Annotated in this window: 24 protein-coding genes and 1 pseudogene; 19 read left to right on the top strand and 6 right to left on the bottom strand. The window is 69.5% G+C overall.

Annotation, left to right across the window (positions count from 1 at the left end; translation table 11 throughout):
• Positions 1-384: 384 nt before the first annotated feature.
• The 18 genes and pseudogenes from ACP690_RS16765 to ACP690_RS16680 all read left to right on the top strand — a co-directional run bounded on the left by ACP690_RS16765 (position 385) and on the right by ACP690_RS16680 (position 16,969).
• Positions 385-915: a hypothetical protein gene (locus tag ACP690_RS16765; RefSeq protein WP_426261699.1), complete on the top strand. Its 531-nt coding sequence runs from the start codon at positions 385-387 to the stop codon at positions 913-915.
• Positions 912-2,243, top strand: a complete 1,332-nt coding sequence (locus ACP690_RS16760) for a DNA-packaging protein (RefSeq protein WP_426261700.1) — start codon at positions 912-914, stop codon at positions 2,241-2,243. The genes ACP690_RS16765 and ACP690_RS16760 overlap by 4 nt, the downstream gene beginning before the upstream one ends.
• Before the next feature lie 218 nt (positions 2,244-2,461).
• Complete coding sequence (locus tag ACP690_RS16755) at positions 2,462-3,565, top strand: phage portal protein (protein WP_426261701.1); 1,104 nt, start codon at positions 2,462-2,464, stop codon at positions 3,563-3,565.
• Complete coding sequence (locus tag ACP690_RS16750; protein ID WP_043060828.1) at positions 3,562-3,882, top strand: DUF6127 family protein; 321 nt, start codon at positions 3,562-3,564, stop codon at positions 3,880-3,882. The genes ACP690_RS16755 and ACP690_RS16750 overlap by 4 nt, the downstream gene beginning before the upstream one ends.
• Positions 3,879-4,241 (top strand): HK97 family phage prohead protease, encoded by a 363-nt coding sequence (locus ACP690_RS16745; RefSeq protein ID WP_426261702.1) that lies wholly within the window; start codon positions 3,879-3,881, stop codon positions 4,239-4,241. The genes ACP690_RS16750 and ACP690_RS16745 overlap by 4 nt, the downstream gene beginning before the upstream one ends.
• A gap of 56 nt (positions 4,242-4,297) precedes the next feature.
• A complete protein-coding gene (locus tag ACP690_RS16740; RefSeq protein WP_426261703.1) occupies positions 4,298-5,299 on the top strand; it encodes a phage major capsid protein in 1,002 nt (333 codons plus the stop codon).
• Between the two features lie 73 nt (positions 5,300-5,372).
• On the top strand, positions 5,373-5,852 hold the full coding sequence (locus ACP690_RS16735) for a head-tail connector protein (RefSeq protein WP_426261704.1): 480 nt from the start codon (positions 5,373-5,375) through the stop codon (positions 5,850-5,852).
• Positions 5,849-6,229 (top strand): tail completion protein gp17, encoded by a 381-nt coding sequence (gene gp17, locus ACP690_RS16730; protein WP_426261705.1) that lies wholly within the window; start codon positions 5,849-5,851, stop codon positions 6,227-6,229. Before ACP690_RS16735 ends, gp17 begins: the two co-directional genes overlap by 4 nt.
• A gap of 13 nt (positions 6,230-6,242) precedes the next feature.
• Positions 6,243-6,650, top strand: a complete 408-nt coding sequence (locus ACP690_RS16725) for a phage major tail protein, TP901-1 family (protein WP_147035399.1) — start codon at positions 6,243-6,245, stop codon at positions 6,648-6,650.
• Positions 6,647-6,976, top strand: coding sequence for a gene transfer agent family protein (locus ACP690_RS16720; protein ID WP_426261706.1), 330 nt, complete (start codon positions 6,647-6,649; stop codon positions 6,974-6,976). The genes ACP690_RS16725 and ACP690_RS16720 overlap by 4 nt, the downstream gene beginning before the upstream one ends.
• Positions 6,977-6,987: 11 nt before the next feature.
• A complete protein-coding gene (locus tag ACP690_RS16715) occupies positions 6,988-7,173 on the top strand; it encodes a phage tail assembly chaperone (RefSeq protein WP_426261733.1) in 186 nt (61 codons plus the stop codon).
• A pseudogene (locus ACP690_RS16710) lies at positions 7,166-7,707 on the top strand (tail tape measure protein). The gene ACP690_RS16715 and the pseudogene ACP690_RS16710 overlap by 8 nt, the downstream one beginning before the upstream one ends.
• Before the next feature lie 376 nt (positions 7,708-8,083).
• Entirely contained in the window at positions 8,084-10,348 is a 2,265-nt protein-coding gene (locus ACP690_RS16705) for a DUF2460 domain-containing protein (RefSeq protein WP_426261707.1), read from the top strand.
• Positions 10,345-11,142 carry a DUF2163 domain-containing protein gene (locus tag ACP690_RS16700; RefSeq protein ID WP_426254987.1) on the top strand — a complete coding sequence of 266 codons (798 nt, stop codon included), beginning with the start codon at positions 10,345-10,347 and terminating at the stop codon, positions 11,140-11,142. Before ACP690_RS16705 ends, ACP690_RS16700 begins: the two co-directional genes overlap by 4 nt.
• Before the next feature lie 401 nt (positions 11,143-11,543).
• Complete coding sequence (locus tag ACP690_RS16695; protein ID WP_426261708.1) at positions 11,544-13,676, top strand: phage tail baseplate protein; 2,133 nt, start codon at positions 11,544-11,546, stop codon at positions 13,674-13,676.
• A gap of 3 nt (positions 13,677-13,679) precedes the next feature.
• Positions 13,680-14,186 carry a DUF2793 domain-containing protein gene (locus tag ACP690_RS16690; protein WP_426261709.1) on the top strand — a complete coding sequence of 169 codons (507 nt, stop codon included), beginning with the start codon at positions 13,680-13,682 and terminating at the stop codon, positions 14,184-14,186.
• Positions 14,187-14,295: 109 nt separating this feature from the next.
• Positions 14,296-15,417 (top strand): OmpA family protein, encoded by a 1,122-nt coding sequence (locus tag ACP690_RS16685; protein WP_017980059.1) that lies wholly within the window; start codon positions 14,296-14,298, stop codon positions 15,415-15,417.
• 250 nt (positions 15,418-15,667) lie between these two features.
• On the top strand, positions 15,668-16,969 hold the full coding sequence (locus ACP690_RS16680; protein WP_426261710.1) for a UDP-glucose dehydrogenase family protein: 1,302 nt from the start codon (positions 15,668-15,670) through the stop codon (positions 16,967-16,969).
• 3 nt (positions 16,970-16,972) lie between these two features.
• Here ACP690_RS16680 and ACP690_RS16675 read toward each other — a convergent pair whose 3' ends face one another.
• Positions 16,973-17,677 carry a YgfZ/GcvT domain-containing protein gene (locus tag ACP690_RS16675; RefSeq protein WP_426261711.1) on the bottom strand — a complete coding sequence of 235 codons (705 nt, stop codon included), beginning with the start codon at positions 17,675-17,677 and terminating at the stop codon, positions 16,973-16,975.
• Between the two features lie 71 nt (positions 17,678-17,748).
• Between ACP690_RS16675 and pyrC the strand changes: the two genes are divergently transcribed.
• A complete protein-coding gene (gene pyrC / locus ACP690_RS16670; RefSeq protein ID WP_426261712.1) occupies positions 17,749-18,786 on the top strand; it encodes a dihydroorotase in 1,038 nt (345 codons plus the stop codon).
• Between the two features lie 22 nt (positions 18,787-18,808).
• On the opposite strand, the gene ACP690_RS16665 is transcribed toward pyrC, so the two are convergent.
• Genes ACP690_RS16665 through ACP690_RS16645 form a run of 5 tightly spaced genes read right to left on the bottom strand, consistent with a single transcriptional unit; the run spans position 18,809 to position 24,371 of the window.
• The gene (locus ACP690_RS16665) at positions 18,809-19,789 is read right to left on the bottom strand and encodes a type II secretion system F family protein (RefSeq protein ID WP_024310354.1); all 981 of its coding nucleotides are present in this window, start codon (positions 19,787-19,789) and stop codon (positions 18,809-18,811) included.
• Positions 19,790-19,809: 20 nt separating this feature from the next.
• Entirely contained in the window at positions 19,810-20,784 is a 975-nt protein-coding gene (locus ACP690_RS16660) for a type II secretion system F family protein (RefSeq protein WP_147036917.1), read from the bottom strand.
• Between the two features lie 20 nt (positions 20,785-20,804).
• The gene (locus ACP690_RS16655) at positions 20,805-22,082 is read right to left on the bottom strand and encodes a Flp pilus assembly protein ATPase CpaE (RefSeq protein ID WP_017980053.1); all 1,278 of its coding nucleotides are present in this window, start codon (positions 22,080-22,082) and stop codon (positions 20,805-20,807) included.
• Between the two features lies 1 nt (position 22,083).
• Positions 22,084-22,743: a CpaD family pilus assembly protein gene (locus ACP690_RS16650; protein WP_063686443.1), complete on the bottom strand. Its 660-nt coding sequence runs from the start codon at positions 22,741-22,743 to the stop codon at positions 22,084-22,086.
• Positions 22,744-22,760: 17 nt separating this feature from the next.
• A complete protein-coding gene (locus tag ACP690_RS16645; protein ID WP_426261713.1) occupies positions 22,761-24,371 on the bottom strand; it encodes a pilus assembly protein N-terminal domain-containing protein in 1,611 nt (536 codons plus the stop codon).

Genomic DNA, 24,371 nt, shown 5'->3' with positions numbered 1-24,371 from the left:
CGTCGTCGATCAGGCGTCCGCGGCACACCCGCCAAGGTCAATGCGAACGCTGGTCTTGCGGCCAGCGACAAGGTAAACTCGGCCAGCGTCTCGGATGGCAGTCATGAGAGCGTACGATAGCGGCCTTTCGCGGCAAATTGAAACCCGTTGTCCGACTATTGTACCTTAGTAGCATATCTTGTGGCCGGCCGTGGCGATCCGGCGATAGGATGGGCGAATGTAACCCATATGGTACAAAACGCTTGACATCGTCACGCTCATTCGGTACATAACGGGAAGGCTGAAGAATTGTGAGTCGGGCCGGGGTGGCGGGGATCAAGTCCCGTTACGCTCGGCCGCTTGCGTTTCGGGGCCGGGGCGAATGAGGGGGATGTAGGTATGGGCATGGAGCGGTCGACGGCGGACGCCGACGAACGGCGCGAGGCAGCGGGGGCGCTCATCGCGCAGGGCAAGCGGCCGACCAAGCAGTGGGCGCGGTGGAATGCCGCGATGCGCGACACGTTCTTCGCGCATCTTGCCGGAAGCTGTAATATCGCCGCTTCGGCCGCCGCGATCGGCCTTAGCCCGTCGCAGGTGCAGCACCGGCGCCGGACCAACCCGCAATTCGCGGCGATGTGGGCGGATGCGATCGAGGCGGGCTATCAGCTGCTTGAGATGCGGATGCTCGGCTATGTCCTGGCGGGCGGTGGCGAGACGATCGCGCCCGATGATCCGAATGCGCTGGGGCCGGTGCATTGGGAGGGGGCCATCAAGCTGCTGACCATCCACCGCGCGCGGCGGGAGGGGCGAGGCAAGCCGTGCGGCCCAGCGCCCAAGGCGGCGACGCGCGAGGAGACGGATGCCGCGGTCGTGGCGGGGCTGGCGGCACTGGCGGCGCGCCGGACCAGGGTGCTGCTGCCGATGGGTGGCGCATGAGCCGGCAGGGGGAGGCGATCGACGCCGTCACGGTGCTGGCCGGGCTGACGCCGGACGATCGCGACTATGTGATGCGCCGCCTGACACCGGCGATGCGGCGCGAGCTGTCCGAACGCTGGATCGGCGGGTGGGCGCGGGCGGGGCAGGCGCCGCCGGAGGGGGACTGGCGCATCTGGCTGATCCGCGCCGGGCGCGGGTTCGGCAAGACACGCGCGGGCGCGGAATGGGTGACGACGCTGGCGGCGGACAAGCACGCGGCGATCGCGCTGGTCGGCGCGACCGAGGCGGACGTGCGGCGGGTGATGATCGACGGGCCGAGCGGGCTGCGCGCGGTCGCCAAAACGGGGCGGATCCCGCGCTATACGATCCACAAGGGCGAGGTGCGCTGGCCCAATGGGGCGGTCGCCTATGTCTATTCGGCCGATGCGCCCGAGCAGCTGCGCGGGCCCGAGCATAGTGCGGCGTGGTGCGACGAGCTGGCCAAGTGGCGGCGCGGCGATGCGGCCTGGGACAATCTGATGATGGGCCTCAGGCGCGGCGCCAACCCGCGCGTGCTGGTGACGACGACGCCGCGGCCGACCAATCTGATGAAGCGCGTGCTGCGATCGCAGGGGCTGGTCGAGACGCGCGGGACGACGCGCGACAATCCGTTCCTGCCGCAGGTGTTCGTCGATCATATCGAAGAGGCCTATGCCGGCACGGCGCTGGGCCGTCAGGAACTGGACGGCGAGATGGTCGAGGATCTGGCCGGCGCCTTGTGGTCGCGCGCGCTGCTGGAATCGTGCCGGGGCGGTGTGCCCGACGATCTGGTGCGCGTCGTGGTCGGCGTCGATCCGCCGGCGGGGGGACTGGAGGACGGCACGGCGGGCGGTGCGTGCGGAATCGTCGCGGTCGGGCTGGACGGCGATGGCGTCGCGCATGTGCTGGACGATGCGAGCGTCTCCGCCGCGTCGCCCGAGGGCTGGGCGCGGGCGGTGGCGGGTTGCGCCGCGCAACATCGCGCCGACCGGGTGGTGGCCGAGGCCAATCAGGGCGGGGCGATGGTGCGATCGGTGCTGATGGCTGCCGACGTGACGCTGCCGCTGACGCTGGTGCGCGCGAGCCGGGGGAAGGTGGCGCGGGCCGAGCCGGTGGCGACGCTCTACGCGCGCGGGCGGGTGCGGCATTGCGGGCGGTTCGCGGCGCTGGAGGACGAGATGTGCGGGCTGGTGGCCGGGGGCGGCTACCAGGGGCCGGGGCGGTCGCCGGATCGCGCGGACGCGCTGGTGTGGGCGGTGAGCGAGCTGATGCTGCGGCCGCAGGGGAAGGCCGGCGTGCGGGGGCTGTAGGCGCCGCTTCGTTCGCTTTTCCCTTCGTCATCCCGGCGTACGCCGGGATCCATGGATACGCGACGCTGGCGTCGGCGCGTACCCATTGGCCGCGCCGTACCCATGGATCCCGGCGTTGGGCCCCATCGAAGTATTACTTCGATGGGAACCCGTGCGCCGGGATGACGAGGGGGGGCGTGGCCTCACCCTTGCCGGAACGGCATTACGGGAGATTCGACATGTGGTTGTTCGGGCGGAAGGGGCTGCGCGAGGGCGCGCGGCCGGCATTGTCGCGTGGCGGTGCGGGCGTGGCCTTGGGGGAATGGCCGCGCAGCTATGAGGCGCAGGTGCGCGAGGCCTATGCGGGCAATGCGATCGCGCAGCGGGCGGTGAAGCTGATCGCGGAAAGCGTGGCGGGTGCGCCTGTGGTGGCGAGTGTGCCCGACATGATGGCGTTGCTAACGGCGCGATCGGGCGGGCAGGTGCTGCTGGAGGCGGTGGCGGCGCAGCTGCTGTTGCATGGCAATGCCTATATCCAGGTGCTGCGGGATGCCGAGGGGCAGGTCGGCGCGCTGTATGCGCTGCGGCCCGAGCGGGTGAGCGTCGAGGTGGACGCGGGCGGGTGGCCGACCGCCTATCGCTATGCGGTGGGCGAGCGGCGGGTGCGGCTGGATGCGGAGGGGCTGCGGCCGGATGTGATCCATATCCGCAGCTTCAATCCGATCGACGATCATTACGGCATGGGGTGCCTGGGTGCCGCCGCCGGGGCGGTCGCGGTCCACAATGCGGCGGGCAAGTGGAACAAGGCGCTGCTCGACAATGCGGCGCGGCCGTCGGGCGCGTTGGTCTACGATCCGGGCGATGGCGCGGCGCTGTCGGCGGAACAGTTCGAGCGGTTGAAGGCGGAGATGGAGGCGGGGTTCGCAGGCGCGACCAACGCCGGGCGGCCGATGCTGCTGGAAGGGGGCCTGAAGTGGCAGGCGCTGTCGCTGTCGCCCGCCGATATGGATTTCGTCGGGCTGAAGGCGGCGGCGGCGCGTGAGATCGCGCTGGCGTTCGGCGTGCCGCCGATGCTGCTCGGCCTGCCGGGCGACGCGACCTACGCCAATTATCGCGAGGCGAACCGGGCGCTGTGGCGGCTGACGGTGTTGCCGCTGGCGGGGACGATCCTGACGGCCTTGGCGCAAGGGCTGGGGGGCTGGTTCGAAGGGGCGGCGCTGTCAGTCGATCTGGATCGCGTGCCGGCGCTGGCGGAGGATCGCGAGCGATTGTGGCGCAGCGTATCGGGCGCCGATTTCCTGAGCGTCGAGGAGAAACGGACGATGCTGGGAGTAGGGGCATGAGCGGGCCGGCACAGGATACGGGGGTGCTCGCGCAGCTGATGGCGCAGGCGGCGCGCGAGGGCGCGGACCTGGCGACGATGCGCGGCATCGCCGAGGAGGCGGGCGAGCTGTCGGCGATGCGCGCGCTGACCCGGCTGGGCCTCAGCGACGAGGCGGCGCGGGGGGACCTGGCCGAACTGCGCGAGCTGCTGGGGGCGTGGCGCGATGCCAAACGATCGGCGTGGAAGGCGGCGGCGGGGTGGTGCGTGCGGCTGGCGGGCGCGCTGCTGCTGACGGGGCTCGCGGTGAAGCTGGGGTTCGGCGGGTGGCTGGAGTGAGGTTCGCCGGATACGCCGCAGTGTTCGATCGCGTCGATCGGGCGGGGGATGTGGTGCGAGCGGGGGCCTTTGCGGGCGCCGGAGCTGTGCCGCTGCTGTGGCAGCATCGTGGGCGCGCGGTGGGGCGGATCGACGTTTTGGCTGAAGACGCGCGCGGGCTGCTGGTCGAGGGGGTGATCGACGATGCGGAGGTTGCGCGGCTGGTGACGGCGCGCGCGGTCGATGGGTTGTCGGTAGGGTATCGGCCACTGGTGGTGCGGCAGGGTGCGCGGCGCGAACTGCTGCGCGTGGCGCTGGCCGAGGTGAGTCTGGTGGCGGTGCCGATGCAGCCGCTCGCGCGGATCACGCAGGTCGGCTGATTTCGATCGGCGGGCCGGCACCGCCCCTCAAACGTGTTTCAACGAGGAGAAGACGTATGGACGTGGTCGAAAGGCCGGCGCTGGATGGCGCGCGCGTGGAGCAGACGGACGGGGCGTTTGCGGGCTTCGTGCGGACGGGGACGGTGCTGGAGATGAAGGCCTTCACCGGCGTCACCGGCGATGCGGGCGGATATGCCGTGCCGCGCGAGGTGGACGGCGAGATCGCGCGGGTGCTGAAGGGCATCTCGCCGATCCGCGCGATCGCCAATGTCGTGACGGTGGGGTCGGCGGGCTATCGCAAGCTAATCACCACCGGCGGCACGCCGTCGGGCTGGGCGGCGGAGACGGCGGCGCGGCCGGAGACGGCGAGCCCGGTGTTCGCCGAATTGGTGCCGCCGATGGGCGAGCTGTACGCCAACCCCTCCGCCAGCCAGGCGATGCTGGACGATGCGGCGTTCGACGTCGAGGCGTGGCTGGCGGGCGAGATCGCCACCGAATTCGCGCGCGCGGAAGGGGCGGCGTTCGTCGGCGGCAATGGCGTCAATCGGCCCAAGGGCTTTCTGACCGCGCCGGTCTCCACCGCCAAGGACGCGACGCGGGCGCTGGGGACGCTGCAATATCTGCCGTCGGGCGCGGCGGAGGATTTCGGCACGGCGCCGGACGAGCGGCTGCTCGATCTGGTGCACAGCCTGCGGGCGCCATACCGGCAGGGCGCGAGCTTCGTGATGAACGCCAACACGCTGGCGCGCATCCGCAAGTTCAAGACCGCGGACGGCATGCCGCTGTGGCAGCCGAGCCTGGCGGCGGGGCAACCGGCGACGCTGCTCGGCTATCCGGTGGTCGAGGCGGAGGACATGCCCGACATTGCCGCCAATGCGCTGAGCATTGCCTTCGGCAATTTCCAGGCGGGCTACCTGATCGCCGAACGCGGCGAGACGGCGATCCTGCGCGATCCGTACAGCAACAAGCCGTTCGTCAGCTTCTACGCGACCAAGCGCGTCGGCGGCTGTGTCGCGGACAGCGCAGCGATCAAACTGATGAAGATCGCCACCGCCTGACGGCGCGCGGCCCCCGTCGGGATGGACGGGGGCCGCTTTCTTTTGCGGGGAGAGCGGGATGGGAGCGGCGGCGATGCCGGCCGCGGCGGTCGCGAACGCGGCGGCTGCGACGGCGACCTATTTGCGGATCGGCGAGGCGCCCGATGCGGTGCTGCTGCGTGCGAGCGGCACGGCGCTGGGGCTGGCGGAGGCGTTCTGCGGGCAGTTGCTGGTGGCGCGTGACTGCGAGGAGCGGATGCGGCCGCGCGCCGGGTGGCAGCGGCTGGCGGCGATGCCGGTGCGCGGGATCACCGGCGGCACCGGGCTGGGGATCGATATCGATGCGGGCGGGGTCGGCTGGGTGAAGGTCGACGGCGGCGAGACATTGGTGCGCTATTCGGCGGGACTCGCGGCGGCGTGGGAGGCGCTGCCCGAGGCGGTGATGCAGGGCGTCGTGCTGCTGGCGGCGCATCTGTTCGAACGGCGCGATGGCGATGCCATGCCGCCCGCGGCGGTGGCGGCGCTGTGGCGGCCGTATCGTCGCATGCGGCTGGGCGTGGAGGCGCGGCCATGAGCGCAGGGATGGTGCTGCATGCCGCGGTGCTGGCGCATCTGAAAGCAACGTGCCGGGTGTTCGACGCGCCGACGGCGCGGGCGGCGATGCCGGTCGCGGTGCTTGGCGAGGCGGTGCTAGGCGCCAGCGACGCGGTGGGGGTGAGCGGGCGGACCGGCACGATCGCGGTGGACTATGTCGATACGGGCGAAAGCCCGGAGCGGCTGCGCGCGCTGGTCGGCGCGGTCGAGTCGGCGGCGGCAGGCGTGCCGCGGGGTTTGCGCGAAGGCTGGCAGCTTACCGGGCTGCGGCTGACCAAAAGCCGGATCCAGCGCAGCAAGGGCGATCGCTGGGTCGCGTCGAGCGAGTTCGCGGTGCGGATGTACCGGGTTCAATAACAGGAGAACAGTGATGGCGGTGGAACGGGGCAGTGCGTTCCTGCTGAAGGTCGGCGATGGGGCGGCGACGCCCGCGTTCGCGACGGTGGCGGGACTGCGCACGACGCAATTGAGCGTCAACGGCGAAGCGGTGGTGGTGACGACCAAGGATTCGGGCGGCTGGCGGCAGCTGCTGTCGGGCGCGGGCGTGCGCAGCGTCAGCGTGAGCGGCGCGGGCGTGTTTACGGGATCGGCGGCGGAAACGCGGATCAAGGCGAGCGCGCTCGGCGGTACGATCGACGATTACCGGCTGAGCTTCGAGAGCGGTGACAGCATGACCGGGCGGTTCCTGGTCACGCGGCTGGATTATGCCGGCGATTTCAATGGCGAGCGATCCTACACGATCGCGCTGGAAAGCTCCGGCCCGGTGGTGGCGGCATGAGCGCGGCCAACGAGGCGCGCCCCGCCAATGAAGCCAGGGGGGAATGCGCGGTGCGGGTCAACGGGTGCGACCTGGTGTTGCGGCCGAGCTTTCAGGCTTTGGTCGCGGCGGAGGCGGAGCTTGGGCCATTGTTCGAACTGGTCGAGCGCGCGGCGGCGGGAAAGCTGGGGTTCGGCGAGCTGGTCGCGCTGTTCTGGCACTGCCTGCGCGAGGTGCCGGAGGAGGTGACGCGCGAGGTGCTGGGCGAGGCGCTGGCGGCGCTGGGGCTCGCCAAGCTGACCCCGGTGCTGCGCGTGCTGCTCGGCCAGATCCTGGCCGGGCGGTGAGCGACTTCCGGATGAGTGCGGTGCGGCTGGCGGGCTTTGCCGGGGCGGCATTGGGCTGGACGCCCGATGCCTTCTGGCGGGCGACGCCGGCCGAACTGGCGGCGGTGGTGACGGCGGCGAGTGGCGGGGCTGGGGCGGTGACGCCGCCCGATGCCACGACGATCGCCGCGATGCGGAGGGCCGATCCCGATGGATGAGGTGGAGCGGATGGCGGTGGGTGTGCGCGCCGACACCGCAGGCTTCGCGCGCGAGGTGGAAACGATGCGCGCGACGCTGGAAGGCGAGCTGGGCGCGGGGGCCGAGCAGGCAGGGCGATCGATCGAGCGGGCGCTGCTGCGCGCGGCGCGGACCGGGCAGTTCGGGTTCGATGACCTGAAGGCGACCGCGCTGGGGGTGCTGGCGGAGATCGCGCGCGCGGCGGTGCGCGGCGGGGTGCAGGCGGCGTCGGGCGGGGATCGTTGGGCGGCGTGCTGGCCGGGTTGCTCGGTGGGTTGCCGGGGCGGGCGACGGGCGGGCCGGTGACGCCGGGTCGCGGCTATGTCGTCGGAGAGCGCGGGCCGGAGCTGTTCGTGCCGACGACGAGCGGGCGGGTGGAGGCGGCGGCGTCGCCCGCGGCGCGCGACGTGCGGGTGACGATCCATGTGCAGGCGGGGGCGGGGGACGCGCCGGCGGCGTTGCAGCGGTCGAGCCGGCAGGTGGCGCGCGCGGTGCGGGCGGCGTTGGAGGGGTAGGGGGCTTTCCAATCCTCCCCCGCCAGGGGGAGGTGGCGCCGCGAAGCGGTGACGGAGGGGGCGGTACGTCACGACCGTCGAGGCGTGCGGAAGCGCCCCCTCCACCATTCGCTTCGCGAACGGTCCCAGCGCACGGTCGATCATGCCCCCGGCATGATCTTGGATTGCTGGGGGCAATCCAACCCTGCGCTCCCGCTGACGCGAGGGAGGAATTTTGGGGCGCTGCGATCCCGCGTCACCCCGGACTTGATCCGGGGTCCCGCTTTTACGGGCGGGGGAGAAGAAGCGGGACCCCGGCTCAAGGCCGGGGTGACGGGGTGGGTTGGGCGAGGGTCGCTGCTTCCGTCGCCTCCCCTCATCATCGGGAGACATCATCATGGCGCATTGGCTGTGTTCGCAGCGGGTGGAGCAGGAGGCGGGGGTGCTCAGCCGGTTCGATCCACGGTTCTGGACGGTCAATTTCCCGCGGCCGATGATGGCGGCGGTGACCAATCCGGCGCCGGATGCGCTGCGGGTGGATGCCGTCTTCTATCGGCGGAGCGATCTGGCCGGGCTGATCTGGGAGGCGGAGGATCGGTTCGACCATCCGCTGCTGCGGTACGAGACGGCGCGGGATTTTCGGGGCTGTCGGCTCCGGTTCCGCTGGCGGTCGGCAGGCGTGAAGCCGCTGGACGCGATCCGGGGGCCGACACTTACGATCGAGGGGCGCGATGCGGCGGGCAAGGCGCGCGTGTGGCATGTGCGGCTGTGGAATTATGCGACCGGCAACCCGGAGGATGCCAGTGTCGCGATCGACTTTGCGAGCGTCGTGGGCGGCTTTGCGCTGCCGAGCGAGGCGGACCCGGTATGGGCGGGCGATGTCGACCGGATGTTCGTATCGCTGGTCGCGCCCGAGTTCGACGAGACCGACGTGCCGCTGGCCGCAGCGCAGGAGGCGTGGGTCGAGCTGACCGGGATGGCGTGCGAGGGGCCGGGGGCGGTGATCGGCATCGGCGAGGCGGTGCTGCCCGAACACGGCTTCCAGATCGCGAGCGGCTATGACGACAGCTATAACCTGACGCCGGCGCGGTTGCTGCGCAATGCGCTGCACCTCGGCTATCGCGGGGCAATCACGCATTATGTCGGGATGAGCCATTATTTCCGGCTCGATGCGCTGTACGGCGGCTTCTACGTCGGGTTGACCGGCGGCGTGCTGAACGTGGCGTGCGCGGCGTGGCATCGCGACTTTGCGGCCCGCGCGAAGGCGCTGGGTTATGACGTCATCTGGTCGTTGAGCTACGAACTATTCGACGCGCATTGCTGGAACGACTGGAAGCAGCGCGCGGCCGATGGCGCGCCGGCGCTGACCGGGTGGGAGCCGCCGTCGACCTTGCTGTCGCCGTGCCACGAGGGCGCGATGAGCTATCTGCGGCAGGTGGCGGCGGCCTTCGTCGGGATCGGGGTCGCGGCGGGATTGCGGCCGAAGTTCCAGATCGGCGAGCCCTGGTGGTGGACGATGCCGGACGGGCGGCCGTGCCTGTACGACGCCGCCGCGGTGGCGGCGCTGGCGCCGGTGGCGATTCCGAGCGTGCGTAGGGCTATGGACGCCAGCCAGCGCGCGACGATGGATCGGGCGGGGGCGGCGCTGTCCGCCTCGACCGCGGCGCTGGCGGGATGGGTGAAGGCGGCGTTTCCGGGGACGCAGACGTTGCTGCTCACCTATCTGCCGACGGTGCTCGATCGGGCGGCGCCGGAGCTGAAGCGCGCCAACATGCCGCTGGGCTGGGCGTATCCCGCCTTCGACGTGTTGCAGCTGGAGGATTACGACTGGGTGACGGAGGGCGATGCCGCGGCGACCGCGCGGGGTGTCGCGGCGGCGGAGGCGCGATTGGGCTATCCGCGCGACCGGCAGCATTATCTGTCGGGCTTCGTGCTGCGCCCCGACCAGGCGGCGCAATGGGCGCTGATCGAGACGGCGGGACAGGTGGCGCGCGCCCGCGGCGTCGCGTCGGTGGTGCTGTGGGCGCTGCCGCAGGTGATGCGCGACGGCTTCGTCCGCCTCGAGGGGGAAGACGACATGCAGGATTATGACGATGTGCTGTTCCCGCTGGCGCTGGGGCGCGAGGCGGAGGTGGCGCCGGCCTTTTCCACCGCGATCCTGACCGCGGCGGGTGGCGCGGAGCAGCGCAGTGCGGGCTGGGCGGAAGCGCGGACGAGCTACGATGTCGGACCGGGCATACGGTCCGAGGCCGATATCGCGACGCTGCTCGCCTTCTTCCGCGCGCGGATGGGGCCGGCGCGGGCGTTCCGGCTGCGCGATCCGTTCGATGCGAGCGGCGTGGACGAGGTGATCGGTACGGGCGACGGCGCGACGCGGCGGTTCGAGCTGGTCCGCCATTATGGCGCGGCGACGCGGCGGATCGTCCGGCCGGTGGCGGGCAGCGTGCGGATTGGCGTGGATGGCGTTGCGACGCAGGGCTTTAGCGTCGAGGCCAATGGCGTGGTGGTGCTCGACGTGGCGCCGGCCAAGGGCGCGGTGGTGCGGGCGAGCTTCACCTTTGACGTGATGGTGCGCTTTGCCGAGGATCGGTTGCGGGTGGCGCGATCGACCTTCCTGGCGGGCGAGGCGGTGTCGGTGCCGCTGATCGAGGTGCGCGGGTGAGCGCGCTGTCGTGCATCGCCCTGTGTTGGCGGGTGGAGCGGCGTGACGGGGTCGCGATCGGGCTGACGACGCATGACCGTGATTTGACGGTCGACGGCCTGATCCATCGCGCCGCGCCGGGCATGGTGCCGTCCGCGATCGAGCGCTCCGATGGGCTGGAGGCGGACACGATGGATATCGGCGGCGCGCTGACCAGCGCGGCGATCGGTGAGGCGGACCTGCTCGCGGGGCGCTGGGACGGGGCGCGGGTGCGGGTGTTTGCGATCGACTGGGAGACGGGCGATCGGCTGGCCGAACTGGGCGAGGGGCGGATCGGCGCGGTCGAGCTGACCGACCATGGCTTTACCGCGGAGCTGGCGGGCGTGAGCGCGGCGTTAGCGCGCGCGGTGGTGGAGGAGACGTCCGCCGAATGCCGCGCCGATCTGGGCGATGCGCGCTGCCGGGTCGCGATGGCGGGGCGGCGGCGGTTCGCGCGGGTGGTGTCGGCGGTCGAGCGGGTGGTGACGCTGGATGCGGGCGAGCCGGTGGCGGGGGCCTATGCGGGCGGCGTGCTGCGCTGGTTCGGCGACGGCAATGCGGGGCTGTCGCAGAGCATCGATGCGTCGGACGGCGCGACGGTGACGCTGCGCGCGGTGCCCGCCTTTGCGGTGGCGGCGGGCACGTTGGTCGAGGTGAGCGAGGGATGCGACAAGAGCTTTGCCACCTGTGTGGCGCGGTTCGGCAATGGCGTGAACTTTCGCGGCGAGCCGCATCTGCCGGGGATCGATCTGCTGACGCGCTATCCCGGTGGGTGAGGGCGCGGCGGATGCGGTTGCGGCCGCGGCGCTGGCGTTGGTCGGCACCCGGTTCCGGTTGCACGGGCGGGATGCTTTGTATGGGCTCGATTGCATTGGGGTGATTGCGGCGGCGCTGCGGGGTGCCGGCTGGGAGGGGGAGGTGCCGAGCGGCTATCCGTTGCGCGGCGGCGATCCGGCGGTGGTGGCGGCGGGCTTCGATGCGGTGCTGGCGCGGGGCGACGGACGGCGAGCGGGCGATGCGCTGCTGTTCGCGGTGGGGCCGGGGCAGATTCACGGCGCGGTGAAGACGGCGGCGGGTTTCGTCCATGCCGATGCGGGATTGCGCTGCGTGGTCGAGCGACCGGGGGCGGCGGACTGGCCGCTGATCGGGGCGTGGCGCTATATCAGGGGAGGGGCGGATGGCGACGCTGGTGCTGACGACGGTCGGGCGGGCGATCGGCGGACCGATCGGGGGTGCGCTGGGTGCGCTGGCGGGGCAGGCGATCGACGGGCGATTGTTCCGCGGGGCGGCGCGCGAGGGGCCGCGGCTGAGCGACCTGTCGGTGCAGACGTCGAGCTATGGCACGCCGATCCCCAAATTGTTCGGCACGATCCGGGTGGCGGGGACGGTGATCTGGTCGACCGACCTGATCGAGACGCGCACCACCAGCCGCGGCGGCAAGGGCCAGCCGGGGACCAACACCTATAGTTATAGCGTGTCCTTCGCCGTGGCGCTGTCGGCGCGGCCGATCCGCAGCGTCCGGCGGATCTGGGCGGAGGGCAAGCTGCTGCGCGGGGCGGCGGGCGACTGGAAGAGCGTGACGGGGTTTCGGCTGCATACGGGTGGCGAGGATCAGGCGGCCGATCCGCTGATCGCTTCGGCCCTGGGGGCGGTGCCGGCGTATCGTGGCATCGCCTATGCGGTGTTCGAGGGGATGCAACTGGCGGATTACGGTAACCGCATCCCCTCGCTGACCTTCGAGGTGGAGGCCGACGCGGCGCCGGTGGCGAGCGGGGCGGTCGCGGCAGCGCTGGCGCCCGAGGTGCGCGGCGCGGACGGGGTGATGCTGGGCGGCTTTGCGGCGTCGGGCGCGAGCGTGCGCGGCGTGCTGGACACGCTGACGACGATCGATGGCGGCTGGTGGCGGGCGGAGGGCGCGACGCTGGTGCGGAGCGATGCCGGCGGGGCGGCGGTGGCGATCGCCGATACCGGCAAGGAACGCAGGCGCAGCGTCGCGGCGGCGGGCGGAACCGTGCGCGAGGTGGCGGTGGCGCATCATGACCCGGCGCGGGACTATCAGATCGGCGTGCAGCGCGTGCGGCGGCCGGGGGCGGGCCAGACGGTCGATCGCGTCGATCTGCCGGTGGTGCTGGCCGCGAGTGAAGCGAAGCGCGTGGCGGCGGCGCTGCTGGCGCGGGGCGAAAGCGAGCGGACGCGGCGACGGGTGACGCTGGGTCGCGAAGGGCTGGGGATTGCGCCGGGTGCGATCGTGACGATCGCCGGAGAGGCGGGGCGGTGGCGCGTGGCGCAGGCCGCTATGGTGGGGCTGGCGACGACGCTGGACCTGGTGCCGCTCGCGCCGGCCGCGTTGCCGATGCGGGCGAGCAGCGGGACGGTCGCGGCGGCGGCGGACGTGCGCATCGGCCGGACGCTGCTGGTCGCCGCGGAATGGCCGGGGCTGGAGGATCCGCCGCTGAGCCAGCCGCGGGTGTCGGTTCTGGCCTGTGGTGAGGGGGCGGGGTGGCGACAGGCGGCGCTGCTCTACAGCCTCGACGATGGCGCCAGCTGGACGGGCGCGGGCGGGACGGCGGCGCCGGCGACGATCGGGGTGATCGAGGGGGTGCCGGAGGTAGCGTCTCCCTGGCTGATCGATTCGCGCAGCCGGCTGATCGTGCAGCTGAGGCGGGCGGACATGGTGCTCGGCGATGCCGACGCGACGCGGCTGGCGCAGGGCGGCAATCTGGCGCTGGTCGGTGACGAGCTGATCCGGTTCGCAATTGCCGAGCCGCTGGGTGCGGGGCGCTGGGCGTTGATCGGGCTGCGACGGGGCGTGCGGGGAACCGAGGCGGCGATCGGCACGCAGCGGCCGGGCGATCGCTTCGCGCTGATCGAACGCGATGCGGTGGCGTCGATCGATCTGCCGGTGACGGCGATCGGGCGACGCGTGCGGTTGATGGCCAGCGGGGTGGGCGATGCCGGCGCGCCGGCCGGTGCCGCGGTGATCGTGACCGGCGCGTCCGTGGCGCCGCCATCGCCGGTGCATCTGGGGCTGCAGCGCGATGCGGCGGGCGGGCGGCGGCTGGGCTGGATCCGGCGCAGTCGCGCGGGATGGACCTGGCGCGATGGGCTCGACGCGGCCGTGGGGGAAGAGAGCGAACGCTATCGCGTGACGATCGCGAGGCCGGATGGCGGCGTGCGCAGCGTCGAGACGACGGCGCCAACGCTGTCGATCGAGGCAGGCGATGCCGGTGCCGTCGTCACCGTCGTGCAACAGGGAACGCTCGCGATCTCGCCGCCGGGGCACGTGACATTTTCCGATCTGGGAGCTTAATCGATGAACAGTCTGACGACGTCGCGATTCGCCCTGCCGCTGCTGGCGGCGGGGCAGGCGGACAAGGAGCTGACGCATAATGAGGCGCTGACGCGGATCGATATGCTGTTGCATCCGGTGGTGCAGGCGGTCGGCCTGTCGGTTCCGCCGACGACGCCCGGCGTTGGGCAATGCTGGGTCGTTGGCGGCAATCCGACCGGGGCATGGGCGGGCCAGGCCAATCGACTGGCGGGATGGAGCGAGGGGGGATGGCGCTTCGTCGACCCGCGGGAGGCTCTCGTCGTGTGGGATGTTTCGCAAGCGATACCAATCGCTTATCGAGGAGGGCTGTGGCAAGAAAGTGACGTCCGCGGGGCGCGCCTGACGGTGGGCGGGCAGCAGGTCGTCGGCAGCCGCAAGGGCGCGATCGCAGACCCGCAGGGCGGAGGCATGATCGACGACGTCGCGCGCTCCACGCTGGTCGCGATCCTTGCCGCGCTGCGCAGCCATGGTCTGATCGGCACCGGCTGACCTGTGACATTGGCGCAACAGTTCCAACCTTTTGTCGGCTTGCGTGGAAACCAACCCTCCGATAGTGAGTTTGCGCTGTCCGTAGTGACACTCAAGAAAGGGGACTTCTATGCGGAAGCTTGCCGTCGTTCTGGCACTGGCCTCCACCGCACTCGCCACTCCCGCCCTCGCCCGCGACAAGTCGTGGTACGTCGGCGTCGAAGGCGGTGCGATGATCGTCGAAGACATCAACTATGACATCGGCGCGTCGCGCAATGCGGCCACCGTCGATCACAACTATGGCTATGACGTCGATGGCGTGATCGGCTACGATTTCGGCGGGTTCCGCGTCGAAACCGAAGTCGGCTATCGCAGCGCGACCGTCGATGGCTACACCTCGACGCTGACCACCCCGGCGTACACGTCGACGGGTGCGCTCGTGAACGTTCCGGCCGGTTCGTACAGCTATGCTGGCGGCCGCACCTCGGCGCTCAGCTTCATGCTGAACGGCCTGCTCGACTTCGGTGACGACGACGGCATCCAGGGCTTCGTCGGCGGTGGTGTCGGTGTTGCTCGCGTCAAGGCGAACTACCAGCTGAACACCCGCGGTAACTTCGTCGATGATTCGGACACCGTGTTCGCATGGCAGGGCCTGGCGGGCGTTCGCGCTCCGCTGACCGACCACATCGACGCGACGCTGAAGTATCGCTTCTTCAACGCCGACAACGTCAAGCTGGTCGACGTGACTAACCGCACGTTCGACGGTCGCTTCCGTTCGCACAGCATCCTGGGCGGCATCACCTACAACTTCGGTTCGCCGACCCCGCCGCCGCCGCCGCCGCCGCCGCCTGCTCCGGAGCCGACTCCTGCTCCGCCGCCGCCGCCGGTCGAAGCGCCGGTCTGCTCGCCTGGTCCGTTCATCGTGTTCTTCGAATGGAACAAGTCGGACATCACGCCGGAAGCAGCGTCGATCCTCGACAACGCGGTCAGCCAGTACCAGAACTGCAACAACGCGCAGGTCATGGTTGCGGGTTACACCGACACGTCGGGTACGCCGAAGTACAACCTGGGTCTGTCGCAGCGCCGCGCCGACTCGGTGAAGGCGTACATGACTTCGCACGCCGTCCCGGCCACGCAGATTTCGACCGAAGCGTTCGGCGAAACACGTCTGCGCGTTCAGACCGCCGATGGCGTTCGCGAAGTGCAGAACCGTCGCGTCGAAATCACCTACGGCCCGGGCGCTGGTCAGTAAGACCAGTCCCACCGTTGGGATACGATCGGGGAGGTCGGCGCAAGCCGGCCTCCCTTTTCGTTTGGGTTCGGTAATTACCGTCAAGCGCACGCGGATCGATCATGATGTTCGCTTCGTACGATCCACTCTCGTGTCGTAATGTGCTGACGATGAGGCGTTTCCCTGCCCTTCCGGTTGGGAGGGTGGCAATCGCGCCCTGTTTCGCTAGAGAGCGCGTGACCGGGGATCACCCCTCCACGACGAGGTATCGATGCGCATTACGATGATCGGTTCGGGCTATGTCGGCCTGGTGTCGGGTGCCTGCTTTGCCGATTTCGGGCATGAGGTGATCTGCGTCGACAAGGACGAGGGCAAGATCGCCGCGCTGAAGGCGGGGCGGATGCCGATCTACGAGCCGGGTCTCGATACGCTGGTCGCGAGCAACGTGGCGGCGGGGCGGCTGACCTTCACCACCGATCTGGCCTCGTCCGTGGCGGGCGCCGATGCGATCTTCATCGCGGTGGGCACACCCTCGCGCCGCGGCGATGGCCATGCCGACCTCAGCTACGTCTTTGCCGCAACCGAAGAGATCGCTGCGGCGGTGACCGGCCCGACCGTCGTCGTCACCAAGTCGACCGTCCCCGTCGGCACCGGCGACAAGGTGGAGGCGATCCTGCGGGAGAAGCGCCCCGAGGTCGATGTCCAGGTCGTCTCCAACCCCGAATTCCTGCGCGAAGGCGCCGCGATCGGCGACTTCAAGCGTCCCGACCGCATCGTCATCGGCACCGATGACGAGGGCGCGCAGCGGGTGATGCGCGGCGTGTACCGCCCGCTCTACCTCAACGAATCACCGATCCTGTTCGTCAGCCGCCGCACCAGCGAGCTGATCAAATATGCCGCCAACGCCTTCCTCGCGACCAAGATCACCTTCATCAACGAGATCGCCGACCTGTGCGAAGCGGTAGGGGCGGACGTGCAGGATGTCAGCCGCGGCATCGGGCTCGACAACCGCATCGGCAAGAAATTCCTGCATGCCGGCCCGGGCTATGGCGGATCGTGCTTCCCCAAGGACACGCTCGCGCTGCTCAAGACCGCCGAGGATTTCGAAAGCCCGATCCACATCGTCGAGGCGGTGGTGAAGGTGAACGACAGCCGCAAGCGCGCGATGGGCCGCAAGGTGCTGCACGCGCTGGGCGATGCACCCAAGGGCAAGACGGTCGCGCTGCTCGGCCTCACCTTCAAGCCCAACACCGACGACATGCGCGATGCGCCGTCGATTGCGATCGCGCAGGCGCTGCTCGACGAGGGCGTGACGGTGCGGGCTTATGATCCCGAGGGCGTCGAGCCGGCGCGGCGGATGATGCCCGACCTCACCTATTGCACCGATGCCTATGACGCGGCCGAGGGTGCCGATGCGGTGGTGATCGTCACCGAATGGGACGCCTTCCGCGCGCTCGACCTGACGCGGCTCAAGACGCTGATGACCGCGCCGGTGCTCGTTGACCTGCGCAACGTCTACCGCCGCGAAGAGGTGGAAGCCGCCGGCTTCGCCTATACCGCCGTCGGGCGCTGAGCGTCAGGCGAGCGCCGGGGCGAGCCAGTCGGGGATCAGCGCATCGCCGAGGGCCTCGACCCGGCGGTGTTCGATCATGAAGCCGAGGTCGGGGTATGTCGCTCGCGTGCGATCGCCCGGCTCCGCCAACGGCGCGACGACCAGGCGCCGGTTGACCTTGGCCCGGTGATGCATGCGCGCGGTGTTTTCCTGGCCGATATAGCAGCCCTTGGTGAAGCTGACGCCGTTGAGTTCGCGCGCATTGCATTCGAGCCAGAGCGTTTCGCCATTGCCGAGTTCGCCGACCCCTTCGGTCACGCCGAGCGACAGGCGGTGGGCCTGCCACCCGTCGACGGGTTGCGAGGGGGGCGCGATCCAGCGCTGACCGAGCGCGGGCAGGCGGGGGTCGGCGACCCCTTCCATCCCATCGCGCGACCAATGCACCGCCAGCCCCGTGTCGATCGCAATCCGGATCGCCCGGCGCAGACGATAGAGCGTCAGCCGTCGGACGAGCGCGTCCGCCTGGGTCGCTTCGGCATCGAGGAGCAGGTCGTCGCCGTCGGTCCAGACGAGAAAATCGAACAGCGCCTTGCCCTGCGGCGTCAGCAGCGCTGCCCAGACCGGCAGGGCGCCGGCGACGTCGTTGGTGACGAGGCCCTGTAGGAAGTTGCGCACATCCTCTCCGGACAGGCGGATGACGGCGCGATCGGTGAGCGTGGTGGCGTTCATGCCACTGCACCTAGGCTGTCGCCGCCATTTTCCAAGGTGGCGACACGGCGCCGACGGCGATAGGAGGGCGCATGACCGATCGCCTGACCATCCGCCGCCCCGACGACTGGCACGTTCACCTGCGCGATGGCGCGATGCTGACGCAGGTCGCACGGCATACCGCGCGGCAATTCGGCCGGGCGATCGTGATGCCGAACCTGACCCCGCCGGTGACGAGCGTTGCGGCAGCGGAGGCCTATCGGCAGCGGATCCTGGCAGCGGTCGGCGGCGGTGGCGGCTTCACGCCGCTGATGACCTGCTATCTGACCGACGGTATCGAGGCTGCGGAGATTGCGGCGGGACATGCGGCTGGCGTCTTCACCGCCTGCAAATTGTACCCGGCCCATGCGACGACCAATTCGGCGCATGGCGTCACCGATATCCGGGCGCTGACCGATGTGCTGGAGACGATGCAGCGGATCGGTATGCCGCTGCTGATTCATGGCGAGGTGACGGACAAGTCGGTCGATATCTTCGATCGCGAGGCGGTGTTCATCGAGCGCGTGCTGATGCCGCTGATCCGCGACTATCCGGCGTTGAAGATCGTGCTGGAGCACATCACGACTGCGGAAGCGGCTGCCTTTGTCGGTGAGGTCGATCATCCGATCGCGGCGACGATTACGCCGCAGCATATCCTGATCAACCGCAACGCGATGTTCGATGGCGGTCTGCGTCCCCATGCCTATTGCCTGCCGGTGCTGAAGCGCGAGGCGCATCGGCTGGCCGTAAGGCGCGCGGCGACGTCGGGCAGTCCTCGATTCTTCCTTGGGACTGACAGCGCGCCGCACGTCGTCGGCGCAAAAGAGTCGAGCTGCGGTTGCGCGGGGATCTTCAACGCACCCTTTGCGCTCGAGGCGTATCTGCAAGCCTTTGACGAGGATGGGGCGATCGACCGGTTCGAGGGCTTCGCGTCGGAACATGGCCCGCGCTTCTACGACCTGCCGCTGAACGAGGGCACGGTGACGCTGGTGCGCGAGACGGTGACGGTGCCCGAGCGGATCGGCGAGGGCGAGACGTCGGTCGTGCCGTTCCTGGCCGGCGATACGGTGGGATGGCGGTTCGAGGGGTAAGCCCTCGAACCCCACCCACCCGTCAGAAGGCGTCGTTGATCGAACAGGCCGCCGGGCCGAGGATGACGATGAACAGCGTCGGCAGGATGAACAGGATCAGCGGGATCGTCATGATCGCGGGCAGGCGCGCGGCCTTTTCCTCGGCGCGCATCATGCGTTCGTTGCGGAATTCCGCCGACAGGACGCGCAAGGCCGACGCGAGCGGCGTGCCGTATTTCTCGGTCTGGATCATCGTCGTGACCACGCCCTTGATGGCATCGAGTTCGACGCGCGTGGCCAGATTTTCGAACGCCTGACGCCGTTCGGTGAGGAAGCCCAGTTCGATCGCGGTCAGGGTGAATTCGTCGCCCAATTCGGGATATGCGCGGCCCAGTTCCTTCGCGACGCGATGGAAGGCGGCGTCGACCGTCAGGCCGGCTTCGGCGCAGATCACCAGCAGATCGAGCGCATCGGGCAGCCCCTTGCGGATCGCATCGGTGCGCTTGGTGATGGCGTTCTTGAGATAGATGTCGGGCGCCTTGTACGACAGCACCAGCGTCCCCGCGACCAAAGCATAGCGCTTCAACGCGGACCAATCGTCGAAGGTCGAGGTGCCGTAGACGATGAACGCCATGATCCCGCCGAACACGATCGGCAACACCATCCGCCCGAAGATGACGCCGACCGCCCAATCCTTCGACCGGATGCCGGCGCGCATCAGCTTGAGCTGCGCTTCCTTGACCTGGCTGTCCTGCAGCACCTTCAGCGACGACAGCATCGTGCGCATCAGGTCGGTGGTGTCGTTGCGCTGGATCAGCTTGGCGCGCCGCTTGGTAGAGGCGGTGATGCCGGCCTTCAGCTGTTCGCGCCGGTCGTTCAGTGACTTGACGCGCTTGCTCATCGGGTCGCTGACCGTCGTCGCCGCGTAGATCGCGATCATCACCGCGAAGGCGGCGACGCCCGACAGGATCGTCGCGACCCACAGCACGTCGATACCCATCAGTGTCGGACCGGAAGCCTGCATGTCTCTACCCGTTCCCGCCGTCAGATTTCGAAGCTGACCATCTTGGCCATGATGAATACGCCGATGCCCATCCACAGCAGGCCGCCGAGGCCGGTGATGATGAGACGCGGGTCGACGAAGAAATTCTGCATATAGCTCGTGTTGATGAACCAGATCATCGTGAAGACGATGAAGGGCAGCGAGCCGACGATATAGGCCGACGCTTTCGATTCCGACGACATCGCCCGGATCTTGAGCTTCATCTGACCACGCTGGCGCAGCACCGTCGCGAGGTTGGCAAGCGTTTCGGCGAGGTTGCCGCCGGTTTCGCGCTGGATCGCGATGGTGATGACGAAGAACTGAAATTCAGGCGTGCCGAGCCGATCGGCGGTGTCCTGCAACGCCGCGTCCATCGACTTGCCGATCTTCATCTTGTCGGCGACCATGCGGAATTCCTCGCCGACAGGGCCTTCCACTTCGTTGCCGACGACCTGAATCGTCTCGCTGACGGGTAAGCCGGAGCGTAGGCCGCGGACGAGCAATTCGATCGCGTCAGGGAATTTGGCGGTGAATTTGGCGATTCGGCGCTTGATGAACTGGCCGACGAGCCAATGCGGTATGCCTGCGCCGACCGCGAGGCCGAACAGGAGTGCGAGCAGCAATGGCGCGCCCTTCAGCCACAGCAGGCCGGTCATGACGGCGACCAGCCCGGCGCTGACCATGCCATATTGGCCGACCGTCCAGTCATGACCGGTCATCGCCAGTCGCTTGGCGAGTTGTTCGGGGTTGGGCAGCAGGCGGCCGAAGGCGATGTCGGACCGCGTCTGTTCGCGCCCCGCCGCGATCCGCCGCATCTGCGCATCGGCGACGACGCCGCTGTCGCCGTGCCGTTCGCGCATCGCGGCGATGCGCCGCGTCTGTGCGCGCTGCGGCGAGGGGCCGGCGAACACGAACAGCACCATGCCCAGCGAGATCGTCGCGCCGAGACCCAGCATCAGAAGGGAGAACAGATCCATCGCGGCGCCCTTGCCCGACGTTATTTCTTGCTGCGCTTCGACAGCATCGCCGACATGCCGCCGAGCAAGGACTTGCTCTTGGGCTTGCCGGTGCCGCCGTCATCGTCGCCCACGACCATGTCGTCGGCGGCGTTGAGCACATGGCGGGTCAGCGCGATGATCGGCGCGATCGTCCGCGAATTCTTGCCGGCTTCGGCCAGCGGCTTGCCGAGCTTGGCCGCCTGCGCCGCGAGCTTCTGGTCGAACGGGATCAGAAAATCGATCTTGCGTTCGATCGACCCTTCGAAATCCTTGCGGCTGATTTCGAGCTGGCCGGCGGCGTGGACGCGATTGGCGACCACGGTCACCTGTGTCTGCGGCGCGTTGGCCTTCAGCCAGGACAGCAGCCGGATCGTGTCGCGCGCGGCGGCAAGCGTCAGCTCGGTCACCACGACCATCGACTGCGTGTCGCGGATCAGGTGCGGGTAGAGGATCAGCATGCTGCGCGGCAGATCGACCACGGTCGCCTCGAACGCGGCGCGCATTTCCTCCTGCAACTGGAGGAAGGCGGTGCCGTCGGTCATCAGCGGCGTGTTGATCGGTGCTTCGGCGGAGAGGACCGCGAGCTTTTCGCTGGCCTTCACCATCGCGCGTTCGATGAACAGGCCGTCGATGCGGCTGGGATTTTCGATCGCGTCGGTGAGGCCGCGGCCGGGCTCGAGGTCGAGCGTCAGCGCGCCGGTGCCGAAATGCACGTCGAGGTCGAGCAGCGCGGTCGTGCGCTTTTCCTTGTCGCTGACCAGCCAGGCGAGCGAGGTCGCGATGGTCGACGCACCGACGCCGCCACGCGTGCCGATCACGGCGATCGCGCTATGCGGCCGGTCGAGGCTCGCTTCGATCGGCTTGGGCGCGTTGAGCATCGCATGGGCGTGGCCCAGCGATTCGCGCAGCGCATCGGGTTGCAGGGGCTTGAGCAAATAGTCCTGGATGCCGCTCGCGATCAGATCGCGATACAGGCGCACGTCGTTCACCTGACCCGCGGCGATCACCACCGTGCCCGGCTCGCAGACTTCGGCCAGCGCATTGATATCGTTGAGCGGATCGCCCGATTCGGCGAGGTCGACGAACAGGATCTGCGGGCTTGCCGAGACCGACAGCGACTGCACCGCGTTGCGCAGGCCGCCCTTGTAGACCTTGTCGATCGACCAGCCCATGTCGCCGGCGATCGGGCGCAGCGCCTCGGCGCTGGCCTCGTCGCACACATAAGCGGCGAAGGGATCGCGGCTGACGATGCCGGCCGGTTTCCACGGCGCGTTCATATCAACGGCCCCCCTTGGCGCTGACCTGTTCCAGCGCGCCTGCGCCGGTCGCCGGTTTCTTGCGATAGGCGTCGATCGCCTTGGCGGTGAGCACCGGATCGCTGATCGGATCGTGATCGACGCCGCGCACCAGATCGCCCGGGCGAGCGACCATCGCGGCCAGATTGGTGTTCACCGCACAGCCGAAGTTCGACGAGGTATTGGCGTCGAATTCGTGCGAGGCGTCGCGGCTCCAGTCGGGGCAGCCGGGGACGCGGGCGTGCATGCGGCTGACCACGACGCGGACCGTGCCCGGCGTCACCGGGGCGGCGGTGACGGGGTGATCGTCCGACAGCAGCAGGCCATAGCTGGCGACCACGGCGGCGACTTCGTCGCGCGCCGCGACCGGGATCGGGCCACCGGCATCGACGCCGACGCGATCGCCGAAGCCCAGATGCATGGTGTTCATCCAGTCCGACAGGCGGCGCGCCTCACTGGGGGCGAGCCGCCCGCCCGCGGTGGCGACGTCGAGCGCATAGTCCTGCCGGGAGACGACGGGCTGATGCACCGAGGTGATCCCCGGATTCTGCGTGCCCATGCAGCCGCCGAGCAGCAAGGCCGGTGCAGCCAGCGTCGCGCGCAGCGTGGCAGGGAGGATCGAACGCTTGGTCATCGCAGCCATGTCCTTGGAGCAAGCCATCAGTTGGAAAAGCCGGGGACGGGCGCCGCGCCGGCCCTGCGCACGGTCGCGCGCGGATCGGCGCTGGAGCGCGGCGAGGCGGGGACGGGCGCGCGGCCGACGGGCACCGCGGCGGCGGCTCCGATCGTCGGCGACACCGCCATCGGCGAACCCGGCACCATCACCGGTCCCGGTCGCGGGCCACCCGGCGTGCCGGATATTTGCCCGAGCAGCAGGCGTTCGGCGTCGGTGGGCGCGCGATAGCCATCGGTCGGCATCGCGATCTGCGACAGGCTGTTCACCGGCTTCACCAGATACGGGGTGATGATGATGACCAGTTCCGTCTCGTTGCGCTGGAAGCCGTTCGAGCGGAACAGCGAGCCGATGATCGGCAGGTCGCCGAGGAACGGCGTTTTCTGGATCGTGTTGTTGTGACCGTTCTGCAGCAGGCCGCCGATCATCATGCTTTGGCCCGACCCCAGTTCCAGCGTCGTTTCGACGCGGCGGGTGGTGAGGCCGGGTACGCGCGTGCCGTTGAGCTGGACGGCATTGGCGTAATCGAGCTGCGACACTTCCGGGCGGACGCGCAGGGAGATGCGCCCGTCCGACAGCACCGTCGGCGTATAGGCCAGGCTGACGCCATATTGCTTGTATTCGACCGAGGTCGTGCCGAAGCCGCCCGCAATCGGCACCGGCACTTCGCCGCCGGCGAGGAAGGTGGCGGTCTCACCCGACAGAGCGGTGAGGTTGGGGTTGGCGAGCGTCGTCACCTGACCGGTCGTTTCGCCCAGGTCGAGCGCGCCGATCACGTCGACGCCGAACAGCTTGCTGGCGAGGCCCAAAGTCGCGCTGTTCGCGGCCTGGGTGATGAGGCTGCCGCCGGTGGCGGGGGTGGTGAAGCCCGTGCCCAACTGCCCGCCGGGTGCGAAATTGGTGCTGGCGCCGCGGCCCTGCGCGAGGCCGAACTTGAAGCCGCTGGTGGCGTCGTTGGTCTGCCAGTTGACGCCGACGTTCTTGATGAAGTTGCGGCTGACCTCCGCGACGCGGACCTGCAAATTGATCTGCAGCGGCGTCGCGGTGCGCAGGCGCGAGAGGACCTTGGTCGTATCGCCGACATAGGCCTGGACGAGGCGCTCGGCTTCCGCCGCATCGCCGGGGCCGGCCACCGTGCCGGTGAGCAGGACCAGGCCGTTCATCGGCGTCGCGGTCAGCTGCGCATCGGGCATCGCCAGACGCAGCATCGTGCTGATCGAATCGAGGTTCTGACCGACGCGAACCGTGGTCGCATAGACGACCGCGCCGCCCTTTGCGGTGGCGGAGATCGTCGTCTCGCCGGTCTTCTTGCCGTAGATATAGAGCTGGGTCGGCGAGCGGACCTGCACATCGGCGATGGTTTCGTCGGCGACGAACACGTCGCTCATCGCGCGCGGCAGCGTCACCAGCCGGCCGCGGCCGGTGTTGACCTGTACGATCGACGATCCGGCCACGCTGGCGCCGCCGGCGGGCAGGCGCGCATCCGCGCTGCCGCCGAGCGTGCCGGCCGCGAGCACGAGGCCCAGCGCCAGTCCGAGCGATGCCGTGCGCGGCGGCGCGGTGCGCCGGCGTGCGTCGGCAGATACGGTGGTGCGCAT

It is taken from the genome of Sphingomonas sp. DC4900 (genome assembly GCF_049896485.1).
Classification (GTDB): domain Bacteria; phylum Pseudomonadota; class Alphaproteobacteria; order Sphingomonadales; family Sphingomonadaceae; genus Sphingomonas; species Sphingomonas aquatilis.
The sequence above is the reverse complement of the archived record's forward strand: the minus strand, read 5'-3'. Positions and strand labels throughout refer to the sequence as shown.

Coding starts and splice junctions, on each gene's coding strand:
- ACP690_RS16725 (WP_147035399.1), top strand. CDS start 6,243: ATGGCGGTGGAACGGGGCAGTGCGTTCCTGCTGAAGGTCGGCGATGGG.
- ACP690_RS16765 (WP_426261699.1), top strand. CDS start 385: ATGGAGCGGTCGACGGCGGACGCCGACGAACGGCGCGAGGCAGCGGGG.
- ACP690_RS16665 (WP_024310354.1), bottom strand. CDS start 19,789: ATGCAGGCTTCCGGTCCGACACTGATGGGTATCGACGTGCTGTGGGTC.
- ACP690_RS16755 (WP_426261701.1), top strand. CDS start 2,462: ATGTGGTTGTTCGGGCGGAAGGGGCTGCGCGAGGGCGCGCGGCCGGCA.
- ACP690_RS16690 (WP_426261709.1), top strand. CDS start 13,680: ATGAACAGTCTGACGACGTCGCGATTCGCCCTGCCGCTGCTGGCGGCG.
- ACP690_RS16645 (WP_426261713.1), bottom strand. CDS start 24,371: ATGCGCACCACCGTATCTGCCGACGCACGCCGGCGCACCGCGCCGCCG.
- ACP690_RS16685 (WP_017980059.1), top strand. CDS start 14,296: ATGCGGAAGCTTGCCGTCGTTCTGGCACTGGCCTCCACCGCACTCGCC.
- ACP690_RS16675 (WP_426261711.1), bottom strand. CDS start 17,677: ATGAACGCCACCACGCTCACCGATCGCGCCGTCATCCGCCTGTCCGGA.
- ACP690_RS16655 (WP_017980053.1), bottom strand. CDS start 22,082: ATGAACGCGCCGTGGAAACCGGCCGGCATCGTCAGCCGCGATCCCTTC.
- ACP690_RS16740 (WP_426261703.1), top strand. CDS start 4,298: ATGGACGTGGTCGAAAGGCCGGCGCTGGATGGCGCGCGCGTGGAGCAG.
- ACP690_RS16715 (WP_426261733.1), top strand. CDS start 6,988: ATGAGTGCGGTGCGGCTGGCGGGCTTTGCCGGGGCGGCATTGGGCTGG.
- ACP690_RS16660 (WP_147036917.1), bottom strand. CDS start 20,784: ATGGATCTGTTCTCCCTTCTGATGCTGGGTCTCGGCGCGACGATCTCG.
- ACP690_RS16760 (WP_426261700.1), top strand. CDS start 912: ATGAGCCGGCAGGGGGAGGCGATCGACGCCGTCACGGTGCTGGCCGGG.
- ACP690_RS16650 (WP_063686443.1), bottom strand. CDS start 22,743: ATGGCTGCGATGACCAAGCGTTCGATCCTCCCTGCCACGCTGCGCGCG.
- ACP690_RS16695 (WP_426261708.1), top strand. CDS start 11,544: ATGGCGACGCTGGTGCTGACGACGGTCGGGCGGGCGATCGGCGGACCG.
- gp17 (WP_426261705.1), top strand. CDS start 5,849: ATGAGCGCAGGGATGGTGCTGCATGCCGCGGTGCTGGCGCATCTGAAA.
- pyrC (WP_426261712.1), top strand. CDS start 17,749: ATGACCGATCGCCTGACCATCCGCCGCCCCGACGACTGGCACGTTCAC.
- ACP690_RS16750 (WP_043060828.1), top strand. CDS start 3,562: ATGAGCGGGCCGGCACAGGATACGGGGGTGCTCGCGCAGCTGATGGCG.
- ACP690_RS16705 (WP_426261707.1), top strand. CDS start 8,084: ATGGCGCATTGGCTGTGTTCGCAGCGGGTGGAGCAGGAGGCGGGGGTG.
- ACP690_RS16680 (WP_426261710.1), top strand. CDS start 15,668: ATGCGCATTACGATGATCGGTTCGGGCTATGTCGGCCTGGTGTCGGGT.
- ACP690_RS16735 (WP_426261704.1), top strand. CDS start 5,373: ATGCCGGCCGCGGCGGTCGCGAACGCGGCGGCTGCGACGGCGACCTAT.
- ACP690_RS16720 (WP_426261706.1), top strand. CDS start 6,647: ATGAGCGCGGCCAACGAGGCGCGCCCCGCCAATGAAGCCAGGGGGGAA.